We start from the raw sequence: 16,008 nt of genomic DNA, 5'->3' as shown, positions 1-16,008 counted from the left end.
AACCACCTTGCCGCCCGGCTGAACCGCTTATGCCCGCGCCAATATGCCGTCCAGGTCCACCGAGTCCGGCAGTGTGCCGTAGTTGAAGGAGCGGCCAGGTCCCAGCCGGGAGACAACAAACGCATCCGCCACGGCGGACGGGGCATACCGGACCAGCAGCGATGCCTGCAACGCCAGGGCCATCTTCTCCACGAGCGCCCGAGCCGAGCCGGCAAAATCTGCCGGCGCAAGCCGGACCGGCGACACAGCCTCCTTCAACCCGGCGACAAAGTCGTCAAGGATGGCGTGGGTCCCGGACGCCAGCCGCAACTCGGCAAAAAACGCATCCACGGACTCCAGCTCAACCGCCATGGCCCGCAGCACATCCAGGGCAATGACGTTCCCGGTGCCCTCCCAGATGGCCATGACAGGCTGTTCCCGGTAGCGCATGGCCAGCGGGAAGTCCTCTATGTAGCCGTTGCCGCCCAGGCATTCCATGGCCTCGTAGGCGTGGTTGGGCCCGCGCTTGCACACCCAATACTTGGTGACGGCCACCGCAAGGCGGCGGAAGGCACTCTCGGAGGTGCCGGCGTCGTCGTCAAAGGAACGGGCCAGGCGCATGCCCACAATTGCGGCAGCCTCGGCCTCCAGGGCCAGGTCGGCCAGCACGTTGGCCATGGCCGGCTGGTCCACCAGCCGTGCCCCAAAGGCCCTCCGGTGCCGGGCATGCCACACGGCCTCCGCCACCGACTGGCGCATCCCGGCAGCCGTGCCCAGCACGCAGTCCAGCCGGGTCCGGCCCACCATGCCAATGATGGCCCGCACACCGCGGCCGGGCTCGCCGATCCGCCAGCCGTGCGTGTTGGCGAACTCCACCTCGGAGGAGGCATTGGAGCGATTGCCGGCCTTGTCCTTGAGCCGCTGGAGCAAAAACGGGTTGCGCTCCCCGCCCGGCAGCACCCGCGGGACTAGGAAACACCCCAGCCCCGCGTCCTCCTGCGCCAGGACCAGGAAGGCGTCGGACATGGGCGCCGAACAAAACCACTTGTGGCCGGCCAGCAGGAAATGGTCGTCAAACGGTTCGGCGCGCGTGGTGTTTGCGCGGACATCGGAGCCGCCCTGTTTTTCCGTCATCGCCATGCCGAACAGGGCACCCGGCTTGCCCTCGGCAAGTTCGGGCGAATATTCGCGCGAGAACAGCCGCGGCAGCCACTCCCCCGCCAGCTCCGGGGCCAGCTGCAGGGATTCCACCGCCGCGTGCGACATGGAAATGGGGCACGCATGGCCCGGTTCCACCTGCGCGAACAGCATGAACGCTGCGGCCCGCCGCGCGTTCGCGCCCGCCCCGGGAGCGGCCCACGCGGAAGTGTGCGCCCCCGCCGCCACTGCCTGGCCAATGATCCGGTGGTAGGCAGGGTGGTACTCCACCTCGTCAATCCGCTGCCCGTACCTGCTGTGGGTGTGGAGCACGGGCGGGTTGCGTTGGGCCAGCCGCGCGTCCTCCTGGAACTGCGCAGAACCAACCACGGCGCCCAGCACCTCCAGCCCTTCCGCCGCCTCCGCGCCGGCCCCGCCAAGCGTGGAGAGGTATTCGGCCAAGGGGACATTCGCGGTGAACTCGTTGACATCGACCCGCGGCGGCGGCTGGTTGAACACCTGGTGGGTGGGATAGCTGGCGCGTGCGGCGGGAGGGGCTGGGGGTGCGGCGGCAGTGCCGGCGTCGTTGGCGGTCATGGCAACAGGCTACAGCGGCAGTGTCATCCCCAGGGAGAAGTTCAGCCCCGTGGCAAACGTCAGGTACATCAGCCAGAGGCCCGTGACCAGGTGCCACAGCCCCAGCGAACGTTCGCCCCACGCCTGCCCGATGGTGTGGAAGAAGTCGCTGATGTAGATGAGCGTCAGGCCCACAAACAGCAGTCCCACGGGCCAGTCGCCGGCCGCGAAGAACACGACAATGCCGAGCACCGACAGGATGGTGTACGCCACGGACATCCCGGCGTTGGTGCGCGGGTCCACGCCCTGCCACCGGTTGTAGCCCAATGCGAACCAGTGGATCCCGTACGCGGAGAACGCCAGCGCAGCCATATACAGCGGCGCGTCCTTGAACACCTGGAACCAGGTCATGCCCACGAACAGGATGATGCCCGTCACCAGCTGGCAGAAGCCGGGGAGCCAGATGCCCCACACGCCGGTCGACTTGTCCACGGACTCATTGCGCTTGGGCCAGTGGAACAATTCCTCGGGACCATAGATCAAATACCCGGTTCCCAAACCGAAAAAGCCCAATGCAAGCGGTGCATATGCCGAGGACGCAAAGATCAAGTTCATTGCCCTACTCCTTTGCCTTAGTGAAAAGTTGTTGACAATTCAGGCAGGTTCATAGGCATGCACTTCCTTATTTCCGCAAGGCGCAATCCCTAGTTGGCGTAGGCCGGGGCCGCAGCCTTTTCCAGCCGGACGACGACGGACTTGGACACCGGGGTGTTTGAGCCTTCCGCTGTTTCATCCAGGGAGACAAGCACATTTGCTTCGGGGAAGTAGGCGGCCACGCAGCCGCGCGCCGTGGGGTAGCTGATGATCCGCTGCTGGCGCAGCACCCTGTCGACGCCGTCGGCGGATTCGCTGTGGATGTCCACATAGCTGCCGTCCGCGATGCCCAGCCCGGCCAGGTCCTCCGGGTTCACGAACAGCACGTGCCGGCCCTTCTTCACCCCGCGGTACCTGTCATTGAGGCTGTACATGGTGGTGTTGAACTGGTCGTGGGCGCGCACGGTCTGCAGCAGCAGCCGGCCCGCGGGCACCTCAACCGTCTCCAGGGCGCTGACTGTGAACACGGCCTTGCCGGACGGTGTGGGGAAGGTGCGGCTGTCGCGCGGCGGGTGGGGCAGCACGAAGCCGCCCGGGCGGCGGACCTTGGCGTTGTAGTCCTCGCAACCCTTGCAGACGTGGCCGATGTGCTCGCGGATGGTGTCGTAGTCGGCCTCGAAGCCGGCCCAGTCGATGGGGTGGTCATTGCCCAGGACGGCCCGGGCCAGGCGGCTGACAATCGCCATCTCGGACAGTAGGTTCTCCCCCACCGGTTCCACCTTCCCGGAGGAGGCGTGCACGGCACACACCGTGTCCTCGACGGTGACGAACTGCTCGCCAGCGGCCTGACGGTCAATTTCGGTGCGTCCCATGGTGGGCAGGATCAGGGCCTGATCGCCCGTGAACGCGTGAGATCGGTTCAGCTTGGTGGAGACCTGCACCGACAGCCTTGTCTTTTGCAGCGCAGCCTCGGCCACGGCGGTGTCGGAGATGGCTCCCACCAGGTTCCCGCCCATGGCGAAGAGCACCTTGAGCTTGCCGTCGCGCATGGCGCGGATGCTCTGGACGGCGTCCACCCCGTTTTCCCGCGGAGGCTCGAAGTTGAATTCCTTGCCCAGGGCGTCCAGGAACGACGGCGGCATTTGCTCCCAGATGCCCATGGTCCTGTCCCCCTGGACGTTGCTGTGCCCGCGGATGGGTGAGGGCCCGGCGCCGGGCTTGCCGATGTTTCCACGCAGCAGGAGCAGGTTGATGATTTCCTTGATGGTGGGGACGGCCCGCTTGTGCTGGGTCAGGCCCATGGCCCAGGTGATGATGACCTTGTCCGCCTTCAGATACCGGGCGGCGAGCTCGTCGATTTCCGCCGTCGTCAGGCCGGTGGCTTCCAGCACGGCGGCGTCGTCCAGCTGGTCAATGTGCGCCCGGTACTCTTCCAGGCCCTGGCAGCTGCTTTCCAGGAAGGCGTGGTCCAGCACGGCGCCGGGGGCGGCGTCCTCGGCGGCAAAGACCCGCTTGGCCACGGCCTGCATGAGTGCCATGTCGCCAGCCAGCCTGATTTGCAGGAACTGGTCGGCCAGGTCGGTGCCCTTGCCCACCAGGCCGCGCGGCTTTTGCGGGTTCCGGAAGTTGATGAGCCCGGCCTCGGGCAGCGGGTTGACGGCCACAATTTCGGCCCCGGCCTCCTTGGCCTCCTCCAGCGCCGTCAGCATGCGCGGATGGCAGGTGCCGGGGTTCTGGCCCATGATGATGATCAGGTCCGACTTGGCAAAGTCTTCATAAGCGATGGCGCTCTTGCCCACCCCGATGGTCTCCCCCATGGCCAGGCCGGTGGACTCGTGGCACATGTTGGAGCAGTCCGGCAGGTTGTTGGTGCCGAAAGCTCGGGCAAAGAGTTGGTACTGGAAGGCTGTCTCGTTGCTGGTGCGCCCGCTGGTGTAGAAGGCGGCCTCGTTGGGGGAATCGAGGGCGTTGAGTTCCCGTGCCACTATGCGGAACGCATTGTCCCAGCTGATGGGCTGGTAGTGGTCCGCACCGGCCGGCTTGTACACCGGGTCAACCAGCCGGCCCTGCTGGCCCAGCCAGTACTCGCTGCGGCTGCGCAGGGACGACACCGAATTGGCTGCCCAGAAATCCTTCGGCACTGTCAGCAGCCCGGCCTCCCAGGTGACGGCCTTCGCGCCGTTCTCGCAGAACTCGGCCAGCTTGCGGTCCGGCGGATCCGGCCAGGCACAGCTCATGCAGTCGAAGCCGTCCTTCTGGTTCATTGCCCGGAGCGTCTTCAGGGTGCGCACGGGTCCCATGGCCGCAAGAGCCTGAGGCACGGATTCGGTAATGCCATGCAGCCCGGCCGCCGCCCGGGCCGGCCGGCTGACCTCAATGTCGGCGTCGGAATCATCCTGGACTGGGGGCTTGCTGCCCATGGCAAACACAACCTTCTGTAGGAAGAATGAGCTTTCCATTCCGGTCTATCACCGCCCCACGACAAAGGCAACGGGAATCCATGGTGACGCAGCTCACATGGGATGTCCCCCCTGCACGCCAGCGGGGGCGGCCGCCTTGCTACAAGATGGCGAACAAAAGCCAGGTCAGCAGCAGGCCCATGACCGAAATGATGGTTTCCATGACGGACCAGGTCTTGATGGTCTGGCCCACGGTCAGGCCAAAGTATTCCTTGACCAGCCAGAAGCCGGCGTCGTTCACGTGGGAGAAGAACAGCGATCCGGCGCCCACGGCCAGCACCACCAGGGACAGGTGCACGGGGTCCAGGCCGCCGGCCAGCGGGGCGATGATGCCCGCGGCCGTCACGGTTGCCACGGTGGCGGAGCCGGTGGCCAGGCGGATCAGTACGGCCACGATCCAGCCCAGCAGCAGCACCGAGAGGCTGGCGGCAACGGCGATCTTGGCAATGGCAATGCCGGTTCCGCCGTCCACCAGGACCTGCTTGAAGCCGCCGCCGGCGCCCACAATCAGCATCACGCCGACGATGGGGAGCAGGCTCTGGCCGATCTTCTTCGTCAGCACATTGGCGGAGAAGCCCACGCCGGTGCCGAACGTGACCATGGCCAGCAGCACGGCCACCGTCAGGGCAACCACCGGGTCGCCAATGAAATCCAGGAGGGGGTGGAACGGGTTGCCCTTGGCCATCCAGACGTCCGCAGCGGCCTTGATGAGCATGAGGACCAGGGGGGACAAGAGGGTGACCAGGGTGATGGCGAACGACGGCGTGCCGGTTGCGTCGGGATCCTGGGCGCGGGTTTCGCCCGTGCCTGCCGGGGCGTTGGCCTTTTTGCCCTTTGCGGAACCGCCGCCGGAGCGTCCCACAGCGGCGGGTGAGGCGGCCGCCGTCGTGCCTCCTGTGACGGCGAGCGCGGCACCGGCGGCACCGATGGGGACCATGCGGGCGGCCAGGATGCTGAAGAGCGGGCCGGCCACGATGACTGTGGGAATGGCAACGATGAGGCCCAGGGCCAGGGTGACGCCGACGTTGGCGTTCAGGATGCCGATGGCGGCGAGCGGGCCGGGGTGCGGCGGGATGAAGCCGTGCAGCACTGACAGGCCGGCGAGGGCCGGGATGCCCAGGCGCATGGCGGGGCCGTTGGTGCGGCGCACGGCCAGCATGACCACGGGGATCAGCAGGACCAGGCCGATTTCAAAGAACATCGGGATGCCGATGATGCCGGCGATGAGGGCCATTTTCCACGGGAGGGTGGCGGGCCGGCCGCGCAGCAGCGTCTCCACCACCTTGTCGGCGCCGCCGGAATCCGCCAGGAGCTTGCCCAGCATGGCGCCGAGGGCGATGAGGATGCCGACGTAGCCGAGCACGCCGCCCACGCCGGTTTCAAAGGAGCCGGTGACCTTGTTCAGCGCGATGCCGGAGCCAATGCCCACGAACAGGGCGCCGATGGTCAAGGCCAGGAAGGCGTGCATCTTGAGCCAGACGATCAGGAGCACCACGATGGCGATGCCGACGGCGGCGACCACCAGGACCTGGGTGTCGTGGCCGGTCCAGGGCGAGTTTGCGGTGTCTGCGGCGGCGAGGAAGGCCCTTGCCATGCCTGTGGTTGCCATGGTCACGGTTCACTCAATTCCGCCCGGCTTGTGGGGCCGCGCACCCCGTTGTCAATTCTGTTAAATCGTCCGTGGCAACAGTAGACCCATGGCAGCGTGCTTCGCCAGCGTGCCGGGGTTAATGTGACGCAATGTTCATGCGGGTTGTTTATGCGGGTTGTTCACGCGCGGAGGTCAGCCGCCGATGTAGCTCATCTCTATCTTTTTGCGCAGCCCGGGCGTATTGGCGCTGCGCAGCTCCGAGTACCTGTCCGTGCGGGCGCCCCACAGGGCTGCGAGCGCATTGGCCAGTTCCTGATCGGTGGCGCCGCCGCGCAGCAGCTCCCGGAGGTCGGTACCGGCCGTGGCGAACAGGCAGGTGAACAGCTTCCCGTCAGCGGAGAGCCGGGCGCGCGTGCACCCGCTGCAGAAGGCGCGGGTCACGCTGGAGATGGCGCCAATTTCCCCTTGGCCGTCCACATAGCGCCACCGCTGGGACGTTTCCCCGCGGTAATTGGCCTCCAGCGGCTCCACGGGGAACACCTTGTTGATGCGCTCCATGATTTCGGCGGAGGGCACCACCTGGTCCATCTTCCAGCCGTTGGAGGAGCCCACGTCCATGTACTCAATGAAGCGCAGGATGAACGGCGTGCCGCGAAAGTGCCGGGCCATGTCCACAATGCTGTGGTCGTTGAGTCCGCGCTTGACCACCATGTTGACCTTGACCGGCCCCAGCCCGGCCTCCTCGGCGGCGTCCAGCGCGTGCAGCACCTTCGCCACGGGATAGGCCACATCATTCATGGCCTGGAATACGGAGTCGTCCAGGGAATCCAGGGAAACGGTGACCCGGTCCAGCCCGGCAGCCTTGAGGGCTTGTGCTTTCTGGGCCAGGGCCGAACCGTTGGTGGTCATGGCCAAGTCCGGCGGTTCGCCCTCCGGGGTGCGCAGTGCGGCGAGCATGGCCACCAGGTCCTCGATGCCCTTGCGCAGCAGCGGTTCGCCGCCCGTGAGCCGGATCTTGCGCACGCCGTGGTCCATGGCAATCCGGGCCAGGCGGGTGATTTCCTCGAAGGTGAGCAGCTGGTCCTTGGGCATGAAGGCGAAGTCGCGGCCAAAAACCTCTTTCGGCATGCAATAGACGCAGCGGAAGTTGCAACGGTCGGTGACGGAAATCCGCAGGTCACGCAACGGCCGCTTCAACGTGTCAGTCACTGGAGTCGTAACCATTTTTCAGCCTTCTGGTGCGGCCCGATTGGGATTCCGGGCCCTTGCTTCCACCATAGGCCCGGACTGCGGCGGCGTCGAGGGTTGGGCGGTGCGCTCAAGCCGCCCTGGGTTCATCGCATGCGTTGATGTCACAACGCGGCAAACTGTCGATTCCACGCAAGAATTGAGAGTGTGAGCGGAGAATTTGCACCCGACGACGGACAAGCGGCACTTCCGGGCCTTGATGCGGACGGCGACCGCGCGCTAAAACGTGAAATCGAGGAGCTCCGGCTCGACAATGCACGCCTGCGCAAGCTGCTGGAACTGAGCGAGGCGGAAGCGAAGGCCGCGCACCCGGACCAGCCGGCGCTGGCCCCTGCGATCACGCCCATCGGGCCAGTCACCATGGATTCCAGCCCGGAAATGAAGGTGCGGCTCTACCAGGACCTGTTCCGGGCCCGCACCGACGTGTATGCGACCCGCTGGGAAAATGCGCGCGAGGGCCGCTCGGGGTGGGTGCCAGCCGTCGTCGGTGGTTGGCGGAAGGGAACGGTGCGGGACAACGCCAACTTCCTGCGCCTCACCCCCGCCACCGTTGCCGACCATTTGCGGGGCACCCAGCACATTGGCTTTTATCCGCTGCTGAAGAATGACACCTGCTGGTGGGTTGCGGCCGACTTCGACGGCGCTGCGGCCATGATGGATGCCCTTGCCTATGTCAAGGCGGCCCGGTTTCGCGGGATTCCTGCGGCCCTGGAAATTTCGCAGTCGGGCCGCGGCGCGCATGTTTGGATCTTTTTCACTGACGCCATCCCCGGGGAGCGGGCCCGCCAGCTGGGCACCGGCCTTATCCATGAGGCGATGGGGCTGCGCGGCAGCATGAGCCTGTCCAGCTACGACAGGCTATTTCCTTCCCAGGACGTTCACTCCGGCAAGGGCATGGGTAACCAGATTGCCGCCCCGATGAACGGCAAGCGCCGCCTCCACGGGACCACCTTGTTCCTCGACACCACCACCCTGGAACCGTACCCGGACCAGTGGGCGTATCTCTCCAGCCTGGACCGGCTCACGCCTGCGGCAGTGTCCGCGCTGATCCGCAGGCTGCCGCCCGTCCGGCTCGGCCAGGAGGTCAGGCGGCTGGAGCTGCCGCAGTCATCAAAAATTGTGCCGCGGCCGGCGTTGATCGTCCGGGCCACGTTTGCAGCGCGGATCACGATCCACGCGGAGGAACTTGGCCCAGCCATGATCTCCGCCGTCAAGCATGCGGCGTCCATGCTGAACCCCGAGTACTACGAACGCCAGCGCCTGCGCCGTTCCACCTGGAACGTCCCCCGCATCCTGCACTTCTTCGATGAAACGCTTGAGGGCGACCTCATCCTGCCGCGGGGCCTGCTTCCGCTGTTGCGCCAACTGGTCGAGTCCGCCGGCAGCACGCTCCAAATCACGGACCAGCGCGTCTCCGGCACTACTGAGGAACTGGATTTTTCGGCAACGTTGCGCCCCGAACAGCTGCGGGCCGTGGAGGCCATGCTCGCCGTGGACCAGGGCATTCTCGTGGCACCGCCGGGCACAGGGAAAACTGTGATCGCCTGTGCAGCCATGGCCCGTCGGGGCGTTTCCACCCTGATCCTGGTCGACCGGAAGGCACTCGCAGACCAGTGGCGGACCCGGATTCGTGAGCTCATGGACATCAAGTGCGGCCAGATTGGCGGCGGGCGCGCCAAAACCACGGGCCGCGTCGATATCGCTCTCCTTCCCACCCTGGCAAGGCGGGAGAACGTGGCCCAGCTGGCTGCCGGCTATGGGTTCGTGATCGCGGACGAGTGCCACCATGTTCCAGCCGCCGCGTTCAGTCACGTCATGAACCAAATCCCGGCGCGATATTGGCTGGGGCTCACGGCCACGCCATACCGCCGGGACAAACTGGATGCGCTTATGTACCACCAGTTGGGCCAGGTGGAGCACACCATCACCCCGGTGGCGCCCCAACAGCTCCCTCGGCACGAACTGGAGATCCCTTCGCCCTCGCTGGAACTGAAGCTGCACCGGACTTCATACATTTACGACGGCGAAGCGGACCCTAGCGAGCCCGGCCAAATCGCGGTGATCTACAAGGACCTGATTGCCAATGGGCCCCGCTTTGAGCAAATTTTCGACGACGTGATGGCTGCCTATGCTTCCAACTCGCGCATTCTGCTCCTCACCACATGGAAGGCGCATCTTGAGGCGTTCCGAGTGCGGTTGGAGGAAGCCGGGATTCACCCTGTGGTCTTTTCCGGCGGGATGAAGGCGAAGGACCGGACGGCCGCCGTCGAACTCCTTGATGCCTCCCCGGACGATGAGCCGCTGCTGGTCTTGGGCACGGGTCAGTACATCGGCGAGGGTTTTGACTGTCCGAAGCTGGACACCTTGTTCCTGGCGGCGCCGATCTCCTTCAAGGGCCGGCTGGTGCAGTACGCCGGGCGGATCACGCGGCCGTACCCGGGGAAGCCGCGGGCGGTGGTGCACGATTACTGGGACCACCTCACACCGGTTTTGGCGTCATCCCTGGCCAAGCGGGCACCAGGCTACGTGTCGCTGGGATTCCCGGATCCGCGCGGGCTTTAGGCCACCAGATTCATAGCGCGGCCCTGCACGCCGCGTCCAGGAACTCCGCCAGCTGCCGGGGGTGTGACCACATGGGTGCGTGGCTGGAGTCGATCTCCTCAATCCGTGCGCCCATGCGCTCCGCCAGCTCGCGCTGCAGGGCCGGGGGCACGGCCTGGTCCGCCGTGGTGAGCAAATAAAACGAGGGCAGGTCCAGCCAGGCAGGCCGGCCCACGGGAACGCGGTCCAGGCCAATCCGCACCATCCGTTGCACGGCCGCCGCCGCGTGAACGCGTTCGGCGGGCGCATCAGCGGCCAGCACTTCGCCAAAGTAGGCGCGGTCAATGTACGTGTAGCCGCCGGCAACCACCACATGCTTCGGAATCAGGCTGCCGGGGTGTTTCCGGGAAAGCCCGCTCACGGTTTCCCCCTCCGCAGGCGCAAAGGCTGCCACATACGCCAGCGCCTTCACGCTGCCCTCGCCGCGGGCCGCCTCGCCAATCACGGCCCCGCCATACGACCACCCCGCCAGCAACACCGGGCCCACCACGGTGGCGAGGGTGCGGCGCACGGAGGCAACGTCGTCGTCCATGGACTCAAGCGAAAGCTGGGCCGCCACCGGCACATGGCCCAGGGCGCGCAATTCGGTGATGACCTCGTTCCAGGCGGACCCGTCGGACCACAGGCCATGCACCAGCACAATTGTTGCCATGTGAAACACCCTCCCGGAGGTTTTGCTCCCAAGGTACCAGCCTGCCTTGCATCCGCACGTCCGATATCCACAGGGAAGAACGACGGCGGCCTCCCGCGTCAGTGCCTGCAGGTACCGTGAAGGCATGCTGATTGAAAAACTGCATGTGGACGAGGTCGACATTGACACCAACCTGGTGGCCGAGATGGTGGCCGGGCAGTTCCCGCAGTGGGCGGGCCTGCCCGTGAAGCCCGTGTTTCCGGCCGGCACGGACAACGTCATGTTCAGGTTGGGTGGCCGTCTGGCCGTGCGCCTTCCCCGCACACCGGCTGCAGCCCTGTCACTGGAGAAGGAACTGAAATATCCGCCGAAACTTCGGTTGTGGCTGCCGGCACCGATCCCCCACCCGCTGGAATCCGGCACCCCCACGCAGTGGTACCCGTTCAGGTGGTCCGTCTCCACCTGGCTGGAGGGCTGGAATCCGCGCACCGTCACCAGCGCGGACACGTTCACGCTGGACATGGCCCGATTCATCCGCGCCCTGCACGCCATCGCGCCGCCCGACGCCACGGAGGAGCTGACGCAGTACCGTGGCGGGGCCGTGGCCGCACGCGAGCTGGAAACCCGGACGGCCATTTCCCGCTGCGGCGAGCACTTCGACACTGACGCGCTCACCCGCGCCTGGGACATTGCACTCGAAGCCCCGGAAGGCAACGTCCCGCACACCTGGATCCACACGGACCTCCACCCCGGCAACCTGTTGACGCTCCAGGGCAGGCTCTCCGGGGTGCTGGACTGGGGCGGCCTGGCCGTAGGGGATCCGGCCGTGGACCTGATCGTGGCGTGGAACCTGCTCGGCGGGGAGGCACGCCGGCGGTTCCGCGCGGAACTCAACGTGGAACGCGGCATGTGGGAACGCGGCCGCGCCTGGGCATTGTCCATCGGACTGGTGGCACTGCCCTACTACGAGTATTCCAACCCGGTGCTGGCCGAGGTTTCCAAGTACCAAATCCGCCAGGTGCTTGAGGACATTGGGTAACCCTGCCGCACCGTCACCAGCACGGCAGCACGCGGGAATTGCCAAGGGCATGCGGGAATACTGACACCGGCTTCAGCGCTGCTAACTGATAGCTCGCAACCCCAAACTTTTATGGATCAGGACCCTTCATGCCCCGCCCCAACGCAACATTGCCCGACAGGCTGCCTGCGCGCGACCGCACCACCATCACCGTGCTGATTGTCTCCGCGTTTGTGGTGATCCTCAACGAGACCATCATGAACGTTGCCCTGCCGCGCCTGATGGAACAGTTCCACGTGTCCGCGTCCGCCATCCAGTGGCTGGCCACGGCGTTCATGCTGACCATGTCCGTGGTCATTCCGGCCACCGGCTACCTGCTGACCCGCTTCCCCATCCGCAGCGCATTCATCCTGGCCATGGGCCTGTTCTCCACGGGAACATTGCTGGCCGGGCTTGCCCCGGGCTTTGAGGTGCTGGTGGTGGCCCGCGTGATCCAGGCCTCCGGGACGGCCATCATGATGCCGCTGCTCATGACCACCATTTTGGACCTGGTCCCGTCCAACCGCCGCGGCGCCATCATGGGCAACGTCTCGATCGTGATCGCCGTGGCGCCAGCCATCGGCCCCACCCTGTCCGGATTCATCCTGCACTCGCTCTCGTGGCGCTTCATGTTCCTTGCCGTGCTGCCCATCGCCCTGCTGGCGCTGGTGCTGGGCGCGCGGCTGCTGCCCTCCGACGGCAAACGGAGCACGTCCAGGCTGTCAGTGCCGTCGCTGCTCATTTCGATTCCGGCCTTCGGGGGCCTGGTCTATGGGCTCAGCGGCATTGGCTCACCTGACGCGAAGACCCATGATATTGCCCTGCTGGCACTGGGCGTTTCGCTGGTGGCGCTGGTGACCTTCGTGCTGCTCCAGCTGCGGCTGCAAAGGCACGACGGCGCCCTGCTGGACTTGCGCCCGTTCCTGCACCGCCAGTTCACCCTCGCCCTGGCCCTGATGGTCATGGCCATGGTGGCCATGTTCGGGGTCATCATCCTGCTCCCCATGTACCTGCAGAACGTGCGCGGCCTGGACGTTTTGTCCACCGGCCTGCTGATGCTGCCGGGCGGGCTGCTCATGGGCCTGCTGGCGCCCTGGGTGGGGAAGCTGTTCGACAAGTTTGGCGCCCGGCCGCTGCTGATTCCCGGAGGCCTGGTCCTCTCCGCCGTCCTGTTTGGCTACACGCAGCTCAACGCCACCACCCCGCTGGTCGCCGTTGTCGGGCTGCACATCCTGATGTCGATCGGGCTGGCCTTCATTTTCACACCCGGTTTCACGGCGGGTTTGAACCCGCTGCCGCACTCGCTGCACTCGCACGGCTCGGCGGTGCTGGCCACGCTGCAGCAGCTGGGCGGCGCCGCCGGCACGGCCCTGTTGGTGGGGGTCATGACGGCGGGAACGCTGGCGGCAGCCACGGCCGGCAAGGATCCCCTTGCGGCACAGGCCAGCGGCTTCAGCGCCAGCTTCCTGGTGGCGGCGTTTGTGTCGCTGGGCATCGTGGTCATTGCGATGTTCATGGGCAAGGCCGCCGCAGCGCAGGACACGGACCACGCGCCCGCGGAAGCACTGGAAATGCACTGACCGCGCGTTGGCCGCGCCCTGACCGCGCATTTCCCCCGCATTCACCCCGCATTTCCCCGACGGACCGGCCCCGGGCCCCTTGCATCGGGTTCGGCAACGCCGCACGTTCACTGGTAGAAATAGAGCATGACCGGCCCCCAAAATCCAGCAGCCCCCAGGCGCGACCAGCAGCTGCCGCCCCGCCCGCAAGTGGCCGGCACAGTGGCGGCCCTGGTGGGCTGGGTTGTTGTCATTGTGCCCATCATTGCCATGGCGCTAATCATCTTTGCCGCAGTGACCAACCCAGAAAGCAGCATCGCCACGGTTGGCAAGATCGCCCTGATCGTGCTGGGGGCCGTGCTGCTCTTCTGCATGATCGCCTCCCCACACCTGTTGGGCCAGGCCGTAATCCACCGCGAGCGGGCCTTGTGGAAGGCGGCCCTGTGGACCGGGGTGCCAACGGTGGGAGTGCTGCTGTACCTCGCGTTCCGGTGGCTGCTGAACAGCTGATCGTACTGCTTGTCCGACGACGGCAACACTGGTAGACATGGCCCATGGCACACACGGGTCGGGCTTCCACGGCAGCACCGGAGCAGCGCTCCATGTGGTGGATGGTGGGCATCTTGGTGGGTGGCACTGTTTTCATGGCCCTTCCGGTGGGTGCACTTTTTGTGTTGGCATCGCTGGCCTTCTTTGTTGGTCCGGCCTGGAGCGGCGGATCTGATCCGGGCGACTTGGCCTTTGCCGTGGTGCTGTTGGGGTGGCGGGCGCTGAACAGCTGAGCCACGGCACAGCATCCGCATAGCTTCCCCTGCTACAAATGGTTCATGAGCCGACGCCCACACCACATCCCCTCCCAGCGCCTGCCCCTGTCCGTCTCCACCGTCCAGGTCAAGGAGGCCGCCAAGGCGCCGCGGTCCATGTGGTGGGCGGCAGGCATTGCCATTGGCGGTTGGGCCCTGTTGGCGTACCCGGCCGTTTTGCTGGTGCTGATTTCGTGGATCTTGATGACAGGCAGCGGGATCGACGGCTCGACAGGCGGTTCCACGGCTGCCGGGGTGCTCGGACTGGCGTTTGTGTTGTGCATGGTTGCGGCGCCTGTGCTGTTCGGGCTGGCCGTGGCAAGGCGCGGCCGAGGCTTGTGGATCGGTGCCATCGCCACGGGCATCCTCTCCCTCGCCGCCGTGGTCTATGTGATCGTCGAGTGGGTGGTTCCGCTGGGCTGAGGCGCTTGCCTGAAGTCCAGCTGTCTGAAGCACGACGGCGGCTGCCGGGCTTCGGCGGCCGGCCCGGTTCGGGTTCGGAATAATCCATTTGGTAGACTAACCGACCGAATGCTGGTACAAAGTTGCCATGGACCGCTTACCTGCCAAGGCGCCCCTGCTGGAGAAATCCGCCACTGGACCGATGTCCCCATGGTGGGGCGTGGGCATTACCCTGGTCGGCTGGCTGATCTTGGCGATCCCGGCATTCTTCTTGCTGTTTGCGACGGCGACAATGTTCTCCGGCTGCTTTCTGGAATGCACCGCACCGGACCCCGCAGGAGGAACAGCGGGCGTGGTCTTCCTGGCCGCCATGGTTGCCGGTCCCCCGCTGCTCGGCACCGCCGTGGTGACTCGCAGGCGCCTGTGGTGGATCGCGCTGGGTGCATGCGTTTTCGTTGCCGTTGCGGTATTCATTGTGGTGGCATCGCTGTAGCCCCGGCGGAATGATTGCAACGCCTGCCACAGAGGCGTGGCAGGCCGCCCTCCCGGGAACGACCCGCCACGAAATCATCTTCCCGACAGCCGTCCAGGCGCTATTTGACGGCGCCCTTGAATATGGCGGCCTTGTCGGTAAAGGGGTTGGGACCCATGACCTCCACGCGGACCACCCCGGCATCCGCGGCCGTGATGCCGGCCGCGAACTTAACTGTCTGGGTTTCGCCGGGCAGAATGGTGCTGAGCGTGTCAACGCCGAGCTTGGCCTCCGAATCAATCACAGACTCTGCCTTGGCGTTTTTGGCGCCGACGGTGACCTTGGGCATGGACATGAGCCCGGCGTTCAATTCTTCCTTTCCACCGTTGACCACGGTCAGCTCGAAAACAGCCGCCTTGCCGTCAACAGCGCCGTAGGCATACTGGCTCACCGGCTTGAAGCCGTCCGACTTCACCGTGACCTTGACCCCACTGTCGTAGGTGACCGTCCCGCCCAGGGCGGCCGAACGGTCGGCCGTCTTTGCGGCCTGGGTCGCCGCGGGCTTGTCAGCCGCAGCCTTGTCCACCGTGGGAGCGGGAGTGGAACAACCGGCCAGCAAAAGCCCCACGAGCGGTACTGCAATGAACAACTTTTTCATGATTTCCCCTATGAGTGATGATGAAGCTGCCACGGCTTGGTGTGTGCCGCCGGCGTGCGAATCCGGTGCGAATTCGCATATTCACAATGTAGGTAGGGGGTCTGACAAAGTAGTCTTCAGGAGCAAGTTGACGGCCGGACCGCTGGCACGGAGGTCACCGCGTCATGGGGCAACGCCCGAGCAGTCCTTGTCTGAAACTTTGGCGCTAACGGAAATATCCATGGGGCCCTTCTCGAACATG

14 protein-coding genes are annotated in these 16,008 nt (G+C 65.8%); 7 read left to right on the top strand and 7 right to left on the bottom strand.

The window, feature by feature from the left end:
* Positions 1–27 precede the first annotated feature (27 nt).
* From G6N77_RS07040 to moaA, 5 genes are all read right to left on the bottom strand, one after another.
* On the bottom strand, positions 28–1,713 hold the full coding sequence (locus tag G6N77_RS07040; RefSeq protein ID WP_165181328.1) for an acyl-CoA dehydrogenase family protein: 1,686 nt from the start codon (positions 1,711–1,713) through the stop codon (positions 28–30).
* A 9-nt stretch (positions 1,714–1,722) separates the two neighbouring features.
* A complete protein-coding gene (locus G6N77_RS07035) occupies positions 1,723–2,307 on the bottom strand; it encodes a hypothetical protein (protein WP_165181327.1) in 585 nt (194 codons plus the stop codon).
* Positions 2,308–2,396: 89 nt separating this feature from the next.
* Positions 2,397–4,706: an FdhF/YdeP family oxidoreductase gene (locus G6N77_RS07030; RefSeq protein WP_165181326.1), complete on the bottom strand. Its 2,310-nt coding sequence runs from the start codon at positions 4,704–4,706 to the stop codon at positions 2,397–2,399.
* A 139-nt stretch (positions 4,707–4,845) separates the two neighbouring features.
* A complete protein-coding gene (locus tag G6N77_RS07025) occupies positions 4,846–6,354 on the bottom strand; it encodes a GntT/GntP/DsdX family permease (protein ID WP_205678092.1) in 1,509 nt (502 codons plus the stop codon).
* Positions 6,355–6,528: 174 nt separating this feature from the next.
* The gene (gene moaA, locus G6N77_RS07020; RefSeq protein WP_306987349.1) at positions 6,529–7,545 is read right to left on the bottom strand and encodes a GTP 3',8-cyclase MoaA; all 1,017 of its coding nucleotides are present in this window, start codon (positions 7,543–7,545) and stop codon (positions 6,529–6,531) included.
* A gap of 186 nt (positions 7,546–7,731) precedes the next feature.
* Between moaA and G6N77_RS20295 the strand changes: the two genes are divergently transcribed.
* Positions 7,732–10,146, top strand: a complete 2,415-nt coding sequence (locus G6N77_RS20295) for a DEAD/DEAH box helicase (RefSeq protein ID WP_165181324.1) — start codon at positions 7,732–7,734, stop codon at positions 10,144–10,146.
* A gap of 10 nt (positions 10,147–10,156) precedes the next feature.
* Here the strand turns inward: G6N77_RS20295 and G6N77_RS07010 are convergent, their stop codons facing one another.
* Entirely contained in the window at positions 10,157–10,837 is a 681-nt protein-coding gene (locus G6N77_RS07010; RefSeq protein WP_165181323.1) for an alpha/beta fold hydrolase, read from the bottom strand.
* 124 nt (positions 10,838–10,961) lie between these two features.
* On the opposite strand from G6N77_RS07010, the gene G6N77_RS07005 reads away from it, so the two are divergent.
* The 6 genes from G6N77_RS07005 (at position 10,962) to G6N77_RS06980 (ending at position 15,130) form a co-directional block, all read left to right on the top strand.
* The gene (locus G6N77_RS07005) at positions 10,962–11,855 is read left to right on the top strand and encodes an aminoglycoside phosphotransferase family protein (protein ID WP_165181322.1); all 894 of its coding nucleotides are present in this window, start codon (positions 10,962–10,964) and stop codon (positions 11,853–11,855) included.
* A gap of 128 nt (positions 11,856–11,983) precedes the next feature.
* Positions 11,984–13,453: an MDR family MFS transporter gene (locus tag G6N77_RS07000; protein ID WP_165181321.1), complete on the top strand. Its 1,470-nt coding sequence runs from the start codon at positions 11,984–11,986 to the stop codon at positions 13,451–13,453.
* A 126-nt stretch (positions 13,454–13,579) separates the two neighbouring features.
* The gene (locus G6N77_RS06995) at positions 13,580–13,942 is read left to right on the top strand and encodes a hypothetical protein (protein WP_165181320.1); all 363 of its coding nucleotides are present in this window, start codon (positions 13,580–13,582) and stop codon (positions 13,940–13,942) included.
* A gap of 44 nt (positions 13,943–13,986) precedes the next feature.
* Entirely contained in the window at positions 13,987–14,214 is a 228-nt protein-coding gene (locus tag G6N77_RS06990) for a hypothetical protein (RefSeq protein ID WP_165181319.1), read from the top strand.
* 45 nt (positions 14,215–14,259) lie between these two features.
* On the top strand, positions 14,260–14,658 hold the full coding sequence (locus G6N77_RS06985) for a hypothetical protein (protein ID WP_165181318.1): 399 nt from the start codon (positions 14,260–14,262) through the stop codon (positions 14,656–14,658).
* A gap of 127 nt (positions 14,659–14,785) precedes the next feature.
* The gene (locus G6N77_RS06980) at positions 14,786–15,130 is read left to right on the top strand and encodes a hypothetical protein (RefSeq protein ID WP_165181317.1); all 345 of its coding nucleotides are present in this window, start codon (positions 14,786–14,788) and stop codon (positions 15,128–15,130) included.
* A gap of 100 nt (positions 15,131–15,230) precedes the next feature.
* On the opposite strand, the gene G6N77_RS06975 is transcribed toward G6N77_RS06980, so the two are convergent.
* A complete protein-coding gene (locus G6N77_RS06975) occupies positions 15,231–15,767 on the bottom strand; it encodes a hypothetical protein (RefSeq protein ID WP_165181316.1) in 537 nt (178 codons plus the stop codon).
* Positions 15,768–16,008 lie beyond the last annotated feature (241 nt).

This window comes from Arthrobacter silviterrae, from assembly GCF_011045165.1.
In the GTDB taxonomy this organism is placed as follows: Bacteria; Actinomycetota; Actinomycetes; order Actinomycetales; family Micrococcaceae; genus Specibacter; species Specibacter silviterrae.
Note: the sequence above shows the minus strand (reverse complement) of the source record. Positions and strands in the feature narration are given on the sequence as shown.